Here is a 15551-nt window from a genome sequence, read left to right as displayed (position 1 = left end):
CCTTCATTCCGGCCAGGTGGCGTATCGCCGCCTGCCGTACAGCAGCGGTGCGGAAACCGGCTCCTCGGCGCGGCGGAAGCGCCGCACCTGGCCGAGTGCGATCACGTGGTCACCGACATCGGATCCACCGGTCAGCTCGCAGTCGGCGATGACGTGCGCGTCCTGGGTGAGGTGCGGTCCGCAGCAGTCGTCGGGAGCGGTCCACGCCACCCGTCCGAACCGATCCGGTGCCGCCGATCCGAACAGTTCCGCGGTCGGACGGGCTTCGGCGCGGAGCAGGTTCAGCGCGAACCGCTCTCCCTGCAGCACCGCGGCGAGCGTCGCACTGCCGGTCCGCAGGCACACCGCGACGATCGGCGGGGTGAGAGCCACGCTGCACAGCGAAGTGCAGGTCATGCCACGCGGCGCCCCGGTGGGTGCGAACGCGGTCACCACGGCAACTCCGGTGGGGAACTCCGCCATCAGCGGACGGATGTCCACCGGACCGGCCACGGCGGTCACCGGGCACCGCCCCCACTGTGTCGCGACGGCCACACGTCCTCCGCCGACAACCCCGAGACCGCGTACCGCCCCAGCGCACTCGTCAACATCCGCAGCTCGACCTCCATACAGCGCAACAGGTTCAGCAGACCGTCCGTGGCCGACGCCTCGACTGCGAGCAGCGCCGCCCTGCCGAGGCCGACGGCACGGGCACCACCGGCGATGGCCTTGACCGCCCGGGCGCCCTCCCACATCCGTCCCGAGGTCAGCAGGCAGCCCGGTGGCGACGCCCCGATCCGGCGGAGGCACTCGGCCAGGGGAAGGCCGACGTGATCCAGGAACGAGGTCGGCGCCCAGCCCGTGCCCGCCTCCGCACCGTCCACGGTCACGGCGTCCGCGCCTTCTGCCCAGGCAACCCCGGCGGCGATCGCGACGTCGCGAACCGGCGGCAGCTTGACCCACACCTTCGCTCGCGGGAAGTTGTTGCGCATCAAGCGGATCTGCCCGCGCAGAATCTCCTCGGTGAAGGTTCCCGGCGTCGCGCTGCGCAGCACGACGTCCTCATCGGACAGTGCTTCGGGATCCACGAGGTACTGGCCGTGAAGCCGGGCCGTGTCGGTTCGGCGGAGGACGGTCATGCCGCCGAGCCCGGGTTTGGCACCCTGGCCGATCTTCAGCTCGAACCCGAGCCGTCCCGCGTCGAGCAGATCAGCGGCCACCGGATCGCTGTAGAGGTGGTTCCACACTTCGGCGTCGGCGTCCTCCATGCTCTGCTGCACGACCACCCCGCCGAGATCGGGCTTCCCCGCCAGCAGGTAGGTCTCGATCCGCTGCACCAGTGATCCGGCGCCCCGATAGCCGCCGGCGACGGTCACGTTCTCCCCGACCACCAGTACGACACCCGCTGCCGCGGCCTGCCGGGCCACCGCGTCGCCGTGCTCGGCCGCGACGTCGGTCGACCCGAGCGCCGAGACGTACACCGGGAGCGCGGAACGAAAGCCCCCGACGTCCGTCTCGAGATCCACGTCCAGGTAGCTCGGCTCGCGGCCGAGGTCGACGAGCTTCGCGAACCGGTCCGGGGTGAACACCGGCGGCACCAGACGAGCCCGGTCCAGCTCGTCCGCGTCCGGCACGACACCGGTGCCGCCGAAAACCGCGCGGCCGTAACCGTCCGCGGGGAACACCGCGGCGGGACCGGACAACGCTCGGCGACGCACCTGCGCACGCGGGAAGCCGTCCGCGAGCAGCCCGCTCATCGGGTGACCCGGCCGGGCAGCTTGGGGAACGCGCACACTTCCCACACCTCGTCGGCGCCCACCAGGTAGCGGGTCAGTCGTTCCAGCCCGATGCCGAATCCGGCGCTGGGCCGGATGCCGTCGCGAACCAGGTCCAGGTACCACCCGTACTTCGCCGGGTTCTCCCCGGTCTCGCGCATCCTGGCGATGATCCGCTGGTACTCGTGTTCACGTTCCCCGCCGCTGGCGAGCTCGCCGTAGCCCTCCGGGGCGAGGAGGTCGAAGTTGCGCAGGAAGCCCGGCCGCCGGGTGCTCTCCCGGTCGTAGAACCCCCGTGACCCCTTCGGGTAACCGGTGATGAAGAACGGAGCGGTGGCCTTTCCGGACAGCGCACGCTCGCCCGGCCAGGAAATCTCCGCCGTGGCGCGCTGGTCGATCCCGAACTCGACAACCCGCGCCACCGCCGCGGCGTGGTCGACCCGGTCGAAGGGCCGGCCGAGCAGTTCGACGAAGGCGGCCGGATCCCGGCCGAGCCCCTCGAGCTCCTCGGCGAGGTCAGGCAGGACCGAGGACACCGCCGCCCGGACGAGCGTCTGCGCGAGCTCCATCACGCCCTCCGCCGTCGCGTCCGCGACCTCCACGTCGATCTGGTGGAACTCCACCAGGTGGCGGCCGGTCGACGCGGTCTCCGGCGGTTCGAGACGGACGTTCGGCGCGATCGAGAAGATCTTGTCGAAGCTCAGCAGGGCGGCCTGCTTGTAGAGGATCGCGCTGGTCATGATCTTGTAGGTCGTGCCGTAGTAGTCCACGTCGGCCTGCTTGGCGCCCCGGACACCGGGGTCGGTCACCGGGCCGACCAGCGGAGCGGACAGCTCGACGAAACCCTCTCGCAGCAACGTGTCGCGCACGGCGACGAGAATCCGCTGCTGGACCAGGAGGGCGGCCCGGGTGCGCGGGGCACGCAGGTGCGTGGCGATGTCGTTCGGTGGCGGACGGTGATCGTTCATCGGGAGTCTCCTGTCGTGCTCGCGCCGGCGACCGCGGACGGGGCGTCGAACCGGCGGCGTACGTGGTGCAGTGCGCGCAGCAGGTCGGCGGCACACTGACCGTGCCCTGCCTCGCGGACCGGTTCCGGAACCGGCATGTTCCCGGTGGAGGTCCAGTGCAGGGAGCCGTCCTCCGCGATCCAGCCGCGGCTGCGACCCGCGTTGTCCGGGTGCAGGCAGTAGGGCACGTCCAGATAGCCACGCCGGAACGCCAGCAGGAGTGCCGTGCCGACATCGGCGTGCAGGGAGAGCGTCGCCTCGACGAGCGCACGAGCTTCGGCGAACACGGCTCCCTCCGGTGCCGGTTCGTCCGGCTCGACCCGCGGCAGCGCACTGGCCAGCGCCGCCGCCCGCCGCAGCGCGTCGACGTTCTCCCCGACGTCGGGGATGCGACTGGACTCGGCCGTCGTCTTGACGATCAGCCGCTCGCAGCCGGACCGCACGGCCAGCCGGACCGCCTCGTCCTGCAGCGCCTGCGCGCCGAGCCGGGAAAGCGGGTACACCCCCATGTATGTGTAGAACACGACGTGCCACCGCACGCCGGGCAGGAACCGCGCGGCCAGTGCACGCAGTGCGGCCACCGCCTCGCGATCCTGCCCGGCGTTCGCCTGCTGCGCGTAGCTCAGCGAGACACACCGGATTCCGTTCTGGGCGAAGAAAACGGCCTCCAGCACGCTCATCGCCACCAGCAGGCCGGGCGGGCACAGCTGGCCGAGCAGACACCCGCCGAACGTCTCCAGGTGTGGTTCTGCCCCGTGTTCGCGCAGCCGGGAGAAAACCCGGCACGAGCGTGCCCAGGCCTGCACGGAGGCGGCGAGCGGCGAACGGCCGTAGGGCAGGCAGTACGACACCGGGCCGCCCTCTGTCGCGGAGATGCGGAGCTGGACGAGCCGGTCGATGATCCGCTCCGGGACGGCGGATCCGTGTCGCACCTGGACCGGATGGCCCGCGTTGCCGGCGCCGCCGAGCACCGATGCGGTGGTCTCGGGCGGGTGGTGGACGATCGGGTAGCCGTTCAGCTCGACACCGAGGTCGAGGGCACGACTCACCGCCGCGTCGTCGCCGACCCTCGTGTAGCTGTCCAACGTGATCGTGCCGACTGTGCATCCCGGCACGGCACGAACCGCGTCCAGGCCGGCTCTCATCCGGTCCGGGGCCGAAAAGCCCATTCTCGGCTGCACGACGAGTTCACGGCGCGTCCGCGCGTCCGCGACGTAGGAACCCAGGCCGACCGAGGCGTGCTCGTTCATCCGCGCACCTTGGAGTGCAACGAGACGACGAACTCCGCGAACGCCTCGACGTCCGCCTCCCCGTCACCGAACACCGCGGTCGCGCCGGCGGCGAGCAGTTCGGCGACGCGATCGAGAGCCGCACCGTCCACGGTCAGCTTCCCCCCGATCACGACCGGCACCTCCGAGCCGCCCGGTGTCTCACGCAGCCGTCCGATCAGTCGCGTACCGTCGGTCAGGCCGTGACCGTTGACGGTGCTGATCACGACGAGATCCGGTTCGAGACGTTCGCATTCGGCTGCCACGAGATCGTCCGGCGTGCACGGGCCGAGGTTGAGCACGGCACACCCCGCTTCGGCGAGCAGCAGTTCCATGAAAACCAGATTCCATGTGTGGGAGTCCGACGATGTGGAACAGAGAATGACCGAGAACCCGTCCACTCGCGGACCGGCCTCTCGCGCACAGAAGCAGCGAATTTTTACACCTCCGCGTCGTGGATTTCTCACAACCACAAAGGACGCTACGCGGACATCACGCGGGCGACCGGCACTCGGGACGGCAGTCAAGCGGCAGTTGACCGAGCAGGCCCGCAGTCCTGATCCGCCCGCCCACGCGTTGGCGCAGCAGGATTCGAATCGGGTTCAGCAGAGCGAACGCCAGGTCCTTTCGAGCGCCGTTCCGGCGCACGATCCCCCGCTGAATCAGCTTGCGGAGAAACGTGCCGAGTTCTTCCGGCGTCGTTCCGGCGGACGCGGCGGAACCCTTCGGCGACAGTTCTTCCGACAGCATTGCCAGGCGCCCGAGCAGGATCTGTTCCGGTTGTTCCAATGCGTTGACGCACGCGCTGAACGCGGCCATCGCGTCCGCCTGGCCGTCTCGCTCGACCGAGACGGCGCTCAACGCCCCGATATCCGCGGACAACCGTTCCACCAGATCGTCCGGGGAGCGGAACGAGCACCACGTCGCGGCCTGCCTCAGCGCGAGCGGGTGACCATCGAGCAGGTCACAGATGACCTGCAAAGAGCCACGGTTCGCGTCATCGACCTCGAACGTCGGATCGCCTCGGCGAATGTTCTCGACGAGCACGGTCAACGCGGGAGAAACACCACCGTCGGAGCCGGTGGTGGCCAGCGGGCCGAGCGGCATCAAGACGCCCTCAGAGGTGATCACCGGCTCGCGGGAGGTGACGATCACCGACAGCCGCGGACACCGTCGCAGCAGTGCGGCCAGCTCGTCACCGGGGAAGGATTCGTCGGCGCCGTCGAACACGACGAGCATCGTGTTGCTCGCCACCAGGTCGGCCAGAGCCGGCAGGTCGACCGGCCGAGTTCGCCGTGCCGTCCCGGCCACCGCGGCGAGGCCGTCGTCAGCACCCTCCGCGAGGTCGCGCCACCACACCGGGAAGGCGCCCTCGTCATATCGCGACCGCACCCAGTGCGCCATGAGCGCGGTCTTCCCCACCCCGCCGACGCCCACGATGTTGATCAGCCGGTGCTGCCCACCGGCCAGCGCCTCCTCGATCGTGCGCAGCTCCACCGTCCTGCCGGCGATCGAGCTCACGAGAGCAGGCGGGGCTTCGTAACCTCTCTCCGCCGCGGCACCCGTCCACAACGCCCCGTTCAGGCTGCGTACCGCGGAGGACTCGAAGTCCACTCTCTGTTTCCCGGTCAGGCGAAGCCCATCGGCGAGCAGCCGGACGGTCTCCCGGCGCGGACGGCTCGCCCTCCCGAGTTCCAGGTCTCTGATTGCGCGCACGCTGATCGTCGAGAACGCGGCCAGTTCGCCCTGGGTCATGGCAGCCATGACGCGGTACCAGCGAAGGCGTTCACCGAAGCTCGAAGACTGGCCCATTACGGACACACATACCCCCAACTTGGACAGACCATCATCGGCCGCGACGGTAGAGCCGTTCGCTTTCAAGGCTCTAACAGTGCGCTTTCCAAACGTGCGGCCCGACGACAATGCAGGTCCATCCTCAGACATGACGCAGGACCGGCCGCTCGACCACGAGCGACCGGTCCTGACATACGGGTGAGACGCATCGAACGCACTTGCCCGCAGGTCCACCTCCTGCGGACGTCCGTGGACTACCGTTTCTCCGTGGCCACCGGGACATGCTCCTCGGACCGCGCGATCCACGCCTCCAGCTCGGCCAAGGTGGTGTTGGGGTCGGCGGTGAGGGCCCCAGTTCGATCGTCCGGCCTCGCCGCCGTGACCACGGCGGGGCAACGAAGACAACCGTCAACGCCGACCTGCCGCCACCATTTGCATTTCTGCCGGAGGTGGCAGCGGGGCACGGTCGCCGTCTCGCGTTTCACGGGCAGCTTCGTCATTCTGTTGACGAGGGAACAGTCCCCACCTACCCGGTGAGCACATTCCGATACGCAATGGGAAGCGAACCGAAGAACCCTCCCGGGCTCGATGTCATCAGGAATCACGGCGGTGACATCGGCAGCGGGAACCGGATCGGCGAGGTATACGACCTCGCCCGCCGGCCCGGACCGGACACCGAGCACAACGGACTCCGGGAAGTCCTTGTCCCCGCTGGGACACCAGGCCGGGTCACTGTCGTCGTCCGCGTTGGATCCGTCAGTCACCAAGGCTGGCTCCTGCCGTTGAGCGGACACAGTCCCGAAGGCATCGGGCCGAGATCACGTTCCATCCCGACGGCGAGCGCGATGTGCTCGCCCAGCTGCTGAACGTTCACGATCCGCGCGGTGGTGGAACTTTCCGGCGACGCGGTCGCCGTACCACCGCCACCGACCAGACCGACGGCCAGTAGTGCGGCCGCGGCGGCACCCAGGGTCAAGGTACCGCTCTTGCTCTTCGGCATGACATCTCCTTTTCGATCGGGGTATCGCGCCAGCCTAGGAGCAACAAGAAAGCCGCGGCGGCAGTCGAACAGGCAGTTTCGGCGGCAGGATCACCCGGTCGACGATCGGCTGACGCGCAACGCGGCACGCGCTCGGAAAGGCAGCGGCGCGGTTCGGGCAGCCCACGGCCGGGCGGACCGCACCGGACACGACTCGCCAGGATCCCCACCCCGGACCAGCCATCACCACGCTCTGCGGCGTCGTCGGCACAGCTCGGCCGCCGACAAAGATCCAGGACGGGCGCGCTCCCCCACCCCGCTGACGAAGCGCTCACTTAAACTGGGGACGATCGAGGTGGGCCGCCGAGCCCGTCGCCCGTGGGTGCCGCGTCTGAGAGGATCTCCCGATGACGATGTCCCTGTCGGCCGAACTGTGGCCCGATGTGCAGCCCGAGACCGCGCGCCGGCTGATGCTGGCCGGGGTCGAGGCGTTCGCCAAGCGCGGGTACCACGCCACGACGACCCGGGACATCGCCGGCGCCGCCGGGATGAGCCCGGCCGCGCTCTACGTGCACTTCCCGTCCAAGGCCGCGCTGCTGTTCGCGATCAGCCGGTACGGCCACGAGCAGACCCTCGCCCTGGTCGAGAACGTCGTCGCCAAGGTGTCCGACCCCGTCGAGCGGATCCGGCTGATCGTCGAGGACTTCGTCGCCTGGCACGCGCGGCGCCACACCGTGGCCCGGGTCGTGCAGTACGAGCTGCAGGCGCTGCCCGACGAGGAGTTCGAGGTGGTCGCCGAGCTGCGGCGCCGGATCGAGCGGATCGTGCGCGAGGTGATCGCCGAAGGGGCCGGCGCGGGCGCCTTCACCGTGTCCGACCCGCACGTCGCGGCCCGCGCCGTGCTGTCGCTCGGGGTCGACGTCGCCCGCTGGTACAGCGAGCGCGCCCGGCAGACGCCGACCGCGCTCGGCAAGGAGTACGGCGGGCTGGTGCTGCGCATGCTCGGCGTCCCGGTCTCCTGAAGAACTGAGACGCCCGCCACAGACTAAGCGGTCGCTAACCGTTCAGGTGCTGCTGCCAGTCCGCCGGCAGGCGCTCGACCGGGCCGGGCACGGGCTGGCCGTCCGGGTGCGAGTCCGGGTCGCTCAGCGCCGGTCCCTCGCTGGCCGTCTCGGTCTCGAAGTTCCAGAACCAGGACTCCCCCGGCTCGAAGCTCTGGATGTACGGGTGCCCGGTGGCCTTGAAGTGCGCGGTCGCGTGCTGCGCCGGCGACGTGTCGCAGCAGCCGACGTGCCCGCACTGCGCGCACCGGCGCAGGTGCACCCACCAGCCACCGGCCGCGTCGCACTCGACGCAGCCCGCACCGCTGGGCGCGGCCGACGGATCGATTCCAGGCACCGAGCTCACAGTCACCCTCCGGGTTTCTCACCGCTACCGGCCACCGAGCCTACCCGGCACGGGAGCCGTCAGCCGACGGCGCGCGCGAAGCGCTCGGCGATCACCCGAAGCAGTTCCACGAGACCTGGCGGCGCCTCCTCGATGACGAAGTCGTGGCCCCACTGCGCCAGGTAGTACGGCACGGCGTCGAGGTTGGCCGACCCGGTCCGCACGCGGCAGCTGTGCTCGTCGATCGGCTCCACCGTGCCGCTCGACGGCGGGATCCGGGCGGACACCACCTCGGCCGAGGCCGCCACCCGCACGACCAGCTGGTGCGGGTACGGCGCGCTCGAGATCTGCCGGGAGACGTACGCCGCGAGGTCCTCGGCCGGCGGTTCGCGCGGGGTGAACCGGAAGCCGGCCACCGGCACGCCGGTGATCCGGTCGACGCGGAAGGTGCGCCAGTCCTGCTTGCCGAGGTCGAAGGCGACCAGGTACCAGCGGCGCCCGGTGTGCACCAGCCGCAGCGGCTCGGCCGACCGCTCGGTCGCCGCGCCGGAGCGGTCGGCGTAGCCGAAGCGCAGCCGCTCGTGGTCCCGGCAGGCGGCGGCGATCACGGTGAGCACCCCCGCGTCGACGGTCGGGCCGCCGCCGGGCAACGAGACCGTCGCGGCCTGCAGCGCGCCGACCCGCGGGCGCAGCCGGGCGGGCAGTACCTGCTCGAGCTTCGCCAGGGCCCGCACGGACGTCTCCTCGATGCCGCTGACCGTGCCGCTCGCGGCCGTGCGCAGGCCGACCGCGACCGCGACGGCCTCGTCGTCGTCCAGCAGCAACGGCGGCAGCGCGGCCCCGGCACCGAGCCGGTAACCACCGGCGACGCCCGGCGTCGCGTGCACCGGGTACCCCAGCGAGCGCAGCCGTTCGACGTCCCGGCGGATCGTCCGGACGTCCACCTCCAGGCGCGACGCGAGGTCGGAACCCGGCCAGTCCCGCCGGGTCTGCAGGAGCGAAAGCAGCCTGAGCAGTCGCTCCGAAGTGCCGTACATGACACGCAGTGTGCCAGACATCGAGGACAGTTCCGGTCCTCAATCCGCCGGATGGTGCAGTTGAAGTGTCAAACACTTGCCAGGCACGGCTCCGGGCGGTGAGAGTGGCGCATGCCGATCGACCCTTCCGCCATGCTCGCCGTCGCCCGGGAAGAAGCCGAACTGGGCCGCGACGAGGGCGGCGTGCCGATCGGGGCCGCGTTGTTCGACTCCGCCGGTGCCCTGCTGGGCCGCGGGCACAACCGGCGCGTGCAGGACGGTGACCCGTCGATGCACGCCGAGACCGCGGCGTTCCGCAACGCGGGCCGCCGCCCCCACTACCGCGACACGATCATGGTCACCACGCTCTCCCCCTGCTGGTACTGCTCCGGGCTCGTCCGTCAGTTCGGTATCGGACGCGTGGTCATCGGCGAAGCCGAGACGTTCCACGGCGGGCACGACTGGCTCGCCGGGCTCGGCGTGGAGATCACCCTGCTCGACGACCCCGCCTGCACCGCGCTGATGACGGAGTTCATCGCCGCGCGCCCGGACCTGTGGTTCGAGGACATCGGGGTCGAACAGTCCACCTAGGACAGCTTCACTCAGGACAGCTTTCCGTGCGAGGAGCTCGTATGCCGTCATCCGTACCGCTCGTGGACCTTTCGCCGTGGTTCACGGGCACCTCCGAGGGCCGGGCCGAGGTGGCCGAGCAGGTCGACCGGGCCCTGCGGGAGTCCGGGTTCCTGCTGGTCACCGGGCACGGCGTGCCGGAGGAGCTGCGCCGGCGGACCCGGGAGCTGGCGCACCGGTTCTTCGCGCTGCCCGAGGACGTCAAGCAGCGTTACGCGGTCACCGTCGGCGGCCGCGGCTGGCTGCCGCCGGGGGTGGAGGCCAACGGCTACGCCGAGGGCACGGAAACCCCGCCCGACCTGAAGGAGTCGTACTCGGCGGGTGCGGACTTCGGTGTCGGCGTCGCCGAGATCGACGGGTTCTGGTTCCAGCCCAACGTCTGGCCGGACGAGGTGCCGGGGCTCGCCGAGACGGCCACCGAGTACATGCGCCGCATGCGCGCGCTGTCGGACCACCTGCTGGAGATCTTCGCCGCGGCGCTCGGCCTGGCCGAAAGCCACTTCACCCGGCACACCGCGCACCCGACGTACACGTTCAACATCAACTGGTACCCGCCGATGACCCGCATCGGCACGCCCGAGCCCGACCAGTTCCGGATCGGCCCGCACACCGACTTCGGCACGGTGACGGTCCTCGACCGCCAGGCGGGCGTCGGCGGCCTGCAGGTCTACACGGCCGGCGGCGAATGGGAGGACGCCCCGCACCACCCGGAGGCGTTCACGGTGAACATCGGCGACCTGATGGCCCGCTGGACGGGCGACCGCTGGCGCTCGACCCGCCACCGCGTCCTGCCCCCGGCGCCCACGGCCCCGGACGAGGACCTGATGTCCCTGGTCTTCTTCTACGAGACCGACCACGACGCGCGCATCACGTCGCTGGCCCCGCCGCTGGGCAAGCGGATCTACCCGGAGGTCATCGCGTCGGACTACCTGAAGGACAAGCTGGACGCCATCACGATGAGCTGAGGCCCGGCTCCGCGCAGAACGTCCGGTTGCGGCCCGCGGCCTTCGCGCGCAGCACCGCCGCCTCCGCGGCCAGCAGCGCGTCCGCCAGCACCTCGTCGGGGCCGCAGCCCGCGACGCCGATCGAGACCGTCACCCCGACGAACTGCGGGCCGTCGCCCGAGGCCTTCAGCGCCACCAGCGTCGAGGCGACCCGCAGCCGGATCCGCTCCGCGATCGCCATCGCGTCGAAGCGGCCGGTGCCGGGCAGCAGCACGGCGAACTCCTCGCCGCCGGAGCGTCCGACGAGGTCCGCGGCCCGGACCTCGTCGCGCAGGGTGTCGGCGACCGCGCGCAGCACCGCGTCGCCGATCCGGGCGCCGTAGCGGTCGTTGAGCTGGCGGAAGTGGTCGAGGTCGAGCAGCAGCACGGCCTGGCCGGGGCCGTGCCGGCCGAGCCGGGTCACCTCGGCCTCGGCGGCGCCGCGCCACGACGCCGCGGTCAGCACCCCGGTGCCGGGGTCGAGGGTGACGTGTTCGCGGCGGCCGCGGCCCAGGCCGCCGCGGTGCAGCACGACCGTCGCGCCGGCCAGGAACGGCACGAACAGGGGCGCGGCGAGCGCGGCCCAGCCGAACAGGACGCCGAACGTGGTCATCGCGGCGTCGAAAGCGTGGCCCGGGGCGGCTTCGCGGGGCGGGCGGGGGCCGTCGGCGGCGGTCACCAGCGCGGCGTTCACGGAGAGGAACATCAGCCCGGCGAGGACGAGCAGGGCGACCGTGCGGGCGTCGAGGGCCGCGGCGATCGGCTTGACGCGGGTCGCGGTGAGGAACGCCCCGGCGACGAGCCCCGCCAGCGCGGTCGACGCGGCGCCGAACACCTGGCGGTACACGGGTCTTCTGCGGACCCGGAACCACTGGTGCAGCGCGGAGAGCACGACCAGCGCGACGGCGAGCCCCGGCCGGAGCACGACCACCCCGGCGAAGACCCACGGGGTGTCGACGCCGGGTCCGAGCAGGGTGTCCTCGCGGTGGCGTTCCACCGGCCGGGACAGCTCCGCGGTGACCAGCATCCCGCCCGCGAGCAGCGCGAACGGCGGCAGCATCGAGGCGAGCGGCGGAAATCGGACGGCGGCGAGGGCCACGGCGGCGACGGCGAGCACGTCCACCACGACGACGAAAAGAACCTGGCCGCGGCGGGGCAGGCGCCACACCGCCCAGCGCTGCAGGGGCACGGCGAGCAGGAACCGGCCGGGGCGGCGTCCCCCGCCGGCTGCGACCGTGGAATCCCCCACCATTTCGGCAAACTAGCCGGTCTGCCGCGCGCTGTCACTCCGCCTTCAGGGGAATCTCACACGGCCACCCGAGGGCGGACGCTCGGGAGCCGTGCGCGCACGGTGTGTCATATTTCCGACCGAAGAAGGGTTGACACGCCATATTGGTCTAGTCCACTGTGTGGTGGCACACAGCACTCCTCCCGGGATGATCCCGCCGCCTCAAACCGGAGGTGCTCCATCCTGTTTCGTTTGGAGGACCCCATGCTGAATCGTTTGTCGCCGATCCGACCACAGTCACGGCCGAAGAGCCTCGTAGCAACGGTTGCTCGCCGCTCCAGGGGCGGCCTACTTTCAGCCGGATCGGCGAAATCCATGCGCCGTCTGGTGACCCTCGCGGTCGCGGCCGGAGCCGCGATGGCGACGGCGGTCGGTCTCGCCCCGCAGGCCATGGCCGCGGTGGACCCGGTGCTCGCTTCCCCGTACCTGTACCAGTGGGGCGGCCAGACCAGCCCGACCGCGGCGATGTCCGCGACCGGGGTGAAAGCGTTTACCCTCGCGTTCGTCCTGTCCGACGGGACGTGCAACCCCAAGTGGGACGGCAGCCGCTCGCTGACCGGCTCAGACAAGACGCTGATCACGAACATCCGCAACGCGGGCGGGGACGTGATCCCCTCCTTCGGCGGCTGGTCCGGCACGAAGCTCGGCTCGAAGTGCACGACGGCTTCGGCGCTGGCGGGCGCGTACCAGAAGGTCATCGACGCCTACGGGCTCAAGGCGATCGACCTGGACATCGAGAACACCGACGAGTTCCAGAACAACACGGTGCAGGACCGCATCCTCAACGCGGTCAAGCTGACCAAGCAGGCCAACCCGAACCTGAAGGTCGTCATCACCATCGGCACCACGACGACCGGCCCCGACAGCTACGGCAAGCGCCTGATCAACCAGGCCAAGGCGATCGGCGCCCCGGTCGACGTCTGGTCGGTCATGCCGTTCGACTTCTCCAGCGGCGGTGACATGGCCGCCCTGACGAAGTCCGCGGTCGACGGGCTGAAGAACCAGCTCAAGACGACGTTCGGTTACACCGACGACACGGCGTACCGGCACAGCGGCCTCTCCTCGATGAACGGCAAGACCGACAACGCGGGCGAGACGGTCACGGTCGCCAACTTCAATTCGATCCGCGGCTACGCGACGAGCCACCACTTGGGCCGCTTCACGTTCTGGGCCACCAACCGCGACTGCAGCGGCGGCGGCGAGTGCAGCGGCATCACGCAGGACAAGTACGCGTTCACCAAGATCGTCGCCGGGTACACCGGCTGACACAGAGCCCGTAGTGGGGCAGTCGAAGGCCCTCTCACCGGCATCGGGGTCGGTGAGGGGGCTTTCGCGGTTTCCGCGGTTCCCGCTGAGCGGGACCCCCGGTTTCCGCTCACCGGAAACCGGGCCTCGGGCTGGACGCGGCGCCGGATTCGGTTTCCGGTGAGCGGGAACCGGAAACCGTCACACCGCCGCAATGTCCGTCACCTACCGTCGGTCCATGACGACGACCGAAGGTGCCCACTACGGCGACAAGGTCGTCGCCGTCGAGCCCGGCGGGATCGAGCCCGTCGCCGACGCCGACCGGCACGGGACGCCGCGGCAGCTGGCCTGGACCTGGGCCTCCCCCAACCTCGAGTTCGCCACCGTCTTCGTCGGCGTGCTCGCCGTCACCGCCTTCGGGCTCTCCTTCTGGCAGGCCGCGCTCGCCGCCCTCCTGGGCAACGGCCTCGGCGCGCTGGCCCACGGTGTGCTGAGCGCGAGAGGGCCCCGGTACGGCGTGCCGCAGATGGTGCTGGGCCGCGCCGCCTTCGGGTACCGGGGGAACCTGGTGCCCGCCGCGCTCATGTCGGTCATGGCCGGGATCGGCTGGTTCGCCGTCAACAGCGTCAGCGGGGCCTTCGCGCTGACCAGCCTCACCGGCCTGCCCGTGCTCGCCTGCCTCGTCATCGTGGTCGCGGCGCAGATCGCCATCGCCTTCTTCGGCCACAACCTCGTCCAGGCGTACGAGAAGTACGTCTTCGCCGTGCTAGCGATCGTGTTCGCCGCGGCGAGCGTCGTCATCTTCGCGAAGTCCCATCCCGGCACCACCCCCAGCACCGGCGGGCTCGGCGGGTTCCTCCTCGCCGTGGGCACCGCGTTCGGCTACACCTCCGGCTGGAACCCGTACGCCGCCGACTACACGCGCTACCTCCCGCGCACCGCGTCGAAACGCGCCATCGGCGTCTACGCCGGCCTCGGGCTCTTCCTGTCCACGACCGTCCTGATGCTCGTCGGCGCCGCGTCCACGACGATCGGCGGGGCGGCCGACGACAACCCGGCGACGGCGTTCACCGGGCACCTGCCCGGTTTCCTCGCCGCCGCGACGCTGCTGGTGATCGCGCTCGGCGCCGTCGCCGCGAACGTCCTCAACGTCTACTCGGGCGCGCTCGCCTTCCTGGCGCTGGGCGTCAAGCTGCCGCTGGCGTGGCGGCGCGCGGTCGTCGCGCTCGCGTTCGGCGCGGTCGGGTTCGTGCTGGCCTGGCTCGGCCTGGCCGACGCCGGCCACGCCTACGAGAACTTCCTGCTGGTCATCGCCTACTGGATCGGCCCGTGGCTGGGGGTGCTGCTGGCCGACCACCACCGCCGGCGCGGCACCGAGTTCGGCGACCTGCTGACCGACAAGCGGTACGGCAACGCGGCCGGGTTCACCGCGTTCCTGGTCGGGCTCGTGGTGTCGGTCGGCCTCTTCGCGAACCAGGCGCTCTACACCGCGCCGATCCCGAAAGCCGTCCCGGAAACCGGCGACCTGACCTTCGCCGCCGGCTTCCTCATCGCCGGCGGGACCTACCTGCTGCTGCGGCGTCAGCGCGTGTGACCGCCGTGGTGGTCGCCGCCGCCGTAGTTCGCGTAGCCCGGGTACAACGTGCTCAAGTCCACTGTGGTCGGTGGCGGCACCGTGGTCGTCGGGGGCGGGATCTCCACCGTCGACACCGAAGGTGACGGCGTGGGCGTCGACGTCCGGGTCGGGCGCGCCTGCATGACCACCGGGGACGGCGTGGTCGTCTGCGTGGGCACGGCGACCGCGCTCGAGGACGGGACGCCCGTGGCCGGCGGCAGCTGCGGGAACCCCGTTGACCCCGGGACGGGATCGGGCTGCGTCACCAGCGCGAGCACCAGCCCGCCCAGCACCACGGCGACCGCCGACGCCAGCGCGATCCGAGCGCCCGCGCTGTGCGGCTCGGCTTCGGGGTCACGGCGCGCCGCCACCTCGGCCGAGCGCGAGCCCGGTTTCCGCGGCCGGACCCCGGCCTGCCGGAGCAGTTCGTCGACCGAGACCCGGTCCCGCCGCCTGCGCGCGCTGCGCGTCATGAACGACCTCCACCCCTTCGCTGATTCCGCTGGATATTAGGAACCGGCGCCGGAATTGTAAACGTGCTGATCGCAGCGCTCTCGTTATCGTTTCGAGACGTCCGGATCGCGGA

Annotated in this window: 16 protein-coding genes; 5 read left to right on the top strand and 11 right to left on the bottom strand. The window is 70.9% G+C overall.

The features are described 5' to 3' along the window. Positions 1-3: 3 nt before the first annotated feature. The 7 genes from ACIOD2_RS30645 to ACIOD2_RS30615 form a co-directional block, all read right to left on the bottom strand. On the bottom strand, positions 4-501 hold the full coding sequence (locus ACIOD2_RS30645; protein ID WP_400545513.1) for a flavin reductase family protein: 498 nt from the start codon (positions 499-501) through the stop codon (positions 4-6). Continuing rightward, entirely contained in the window at positions 498-1736 is a 1239-nt protein-coding gene (locus ACIOD2_RS30640) for a glutamate synthase-related protein (protein WP_400545510.1), read from the bottom strand. The genes ACIOD2_RS30645 and ACIOD2_RS30640 overlap by 4 nt, the downstream gene beginning before the upstream one ends. Next, on the bottom strand, positions 1733-2722 hold the full coding sequence (locus ACIOD2_RS30635) for an asparagine synthetase A (protein ID WP_400545507.1): 990 nt from the start codon (positions 2720-2722) through the stop codon (positions 1733-1735). The genes ACIOD2_RS30640 and ACIOD2_RS30635 overlap by 4 nt, the downstream gene beginning before the upstream one ends. Beyond that, positions 2719-4011, bottom strand: coding sequence for a methylaspartate mutase (locus tag ACIOD2_RS30630; RefSeq protein ID WP_400545504.1), 1293 nt, complete (start codon positions 4009-4011; stop codon positions 2719-2721). The genes ACIOD2_RS30635 and ACIOD2_RS30630 overlap by 4 nt, the downstream gene beginning before the upstream one ends. Beyond that, complete coding sequence (locus ACIOD2_RS30625; RefSeq protein WP_400545501.1) at positions 4008-4430, bottom strand: cobalamin B12-binding domain-containing protein; 423 nt, start codon at positions 4428-4430, stop codon at positions 4008-4010. Before ACIOD2_RS30625 ends, ACIOD2_RS30630 begins: the two co-directional genes overlap by 4 nt. Positions 4431-4521: 91 nt before the next feature. Then, entirely contained in the window at positions 4522-5910 is a 1389-nt protein-coding gene (locus ACIOD2_RS30620; RefSeq protein ID WP_400545498.1) for a helix-turn-helix domain-containing protein, read from the bottom strand. 673 nt (positions 5911-6583) lie between these two features. Then, positions 6584-6823, bottom strand: a complete 240-nt coding sequence (locus tag ACIOD2_RS30615) for a hypothetical protein (protein WP_400545495.1) — start codon at positions 6821-6823, stop codon at positions 6584-6586. 386 nt (positions 6824-7209) lie between these two features. Between ACIOD2_RS30615 and ACIOD2_RS30610 the strand changes: the two genes are divergently transcribed. Further along, on the top strand, positions 7210-7824 hold the full coding sequence (locus ACIOD2_RS30610) for a TetR/AcrR family transcriptional regulator (RefSeq protein WP_400545492.1): 615 nt from the start codon (positions 7210-7212) through the stop codon (positions 7822-7824). Between the two features lie 34 nt (positions 7825-7858). On the opposite strand, the gene ACIOD2_RS30605 is transcribed toward ACIOD2_RS30610, so the two are convergent. Both ACIOD2_RS30605 and ACIOD2_RS30600 read right to left on the bottom strand, forming a co-directional pair. Then, positions 7859-8200, bottom strand: coding sequence for a UBP-type zinc finger domain-containing protein (locus tag ACIOD2_RS30605; RefSeq protein ID WP_400545489.1), 342 nt, complete (start codon positions 8198-8200; stop codon positions 7859-7861). Between the two features lie 68 nt (positions 8201-8268). Further along, positions 8269-9225: a helix-turn-helix transcriptional regulator gene (locus ACIOD2_RS30600; protein ID WP_400545486.1), complete on the bottom strand. Its 957-nt coding sequence runs from the start codon at positions 9223-9225 to the stop codon at positions 8269-8271. Positions 9226-9336: 111 nt separating this feature from the next. Here ACIOD2_RS30600 and ACIOD2_RS30595 point away from each other — a divergent pair, with 111 nt between their 5' ends. Next, positions 9337-9795, top strand: coding sequence for a nucleoside deaminase (locus ACIOD2_RS30595; RefSeq protein WP_392765490.1), 459 nt, complete (start codon positions 9337-9339; stop codon positions 9793-9795). Positions 9796-9836: 41 nt separating this feature from the next. Next, the gene (locus tag ACIOD2_RS30590; protein WP_400545483.1) at positions 9837-10799 is read left to right on the top strand and encodes an isopenicillin N synthase family dioxygenase; all 963 of its coding nucleotides are present in this window, start codon (positions 9837-9839) and stop codon (positions 10797-10799) included. Here ACIOD2_RS30590 and ACIOD2_RS30585 read toward each other — a convergent pair. Further along, a complete protein-coding gene (locus ACIOD2_RS30585) occupies positions 10786-12069 on the bottom strand; it encodes a diguanylate cyclase (protein ID WP_400545480.1) in 1284 nt (427 codons plus the stop codon). The genes ACIOD2_RS30590 and ACIOD2_RS30585 overlap by 14 nt on opposite strands. 351 nt (positions 12070-12420) lie before the next feature. On the opposite strand from ACIOD2_RS30585, the gene ACIOD2_RS30580 reads away from it, so the two are divergent. Both ACIOD2_RS30580 and ACIOD2_RS30575 read left to right on the top strand, forming a co-directional pair. Further along, complete coding sequence (locus ACIOD2_RS30580) at positions 12421-13371, top strand: chitinase (RefSeq protein ID WP_400545478.1); 951 nt, start codon at positions 12421-12423, stop codon at positions 13369-13371. Positions 13372-13588: 217 nt separating this feature from the next. Further along, positions 13589-14944 carry a purine-cytosine permease family protein gene (locus ACIOD2_RS30575; RefSeq protein ID WP_400545475.1) on the top strand — a complete coding sequence of 452 codons (1356 nt, stop codon included), beginning with the start codon at positions 13589-13591 and terminating at the stop codon, positions 14942-14944. On the opposite strand, the gene ACIOD2_RS30570 is transcribed toward ACIOD2_RS30575, so the two are convergent. Next, positions 14932-15438 carry a hypothetical protein gene (locus tag ACIOD2_RS30570; RefSeq protein ID WP_400545472.1) on the bottom strand — a complete coding sequence of 169 codons (507 nt, stop codon included), beginning with the start codon at positions 15436-15438 and terminating at the stop codon, positions 14932-14934. The genes ACIOD2_RS30575 and ACIOD2_RS30570 overlap by 13 nt on opposite strands. Between the last annotated feature and the right edge of the window lie 113 nt (positions 15439-15551).

The organism is Amycolatopsis sp. NPDC088138 (assembly GCF_044741685.1).
Taxonomy (GTDB): Bacteria; Actinomycetota; Actinomycetes; order Mycobacteriales; family Pseudonocardiaceae; genus Amycolatopsis.
This window is presented reverse-complemented; position numbering and strand designations above follow the sequence as displayed.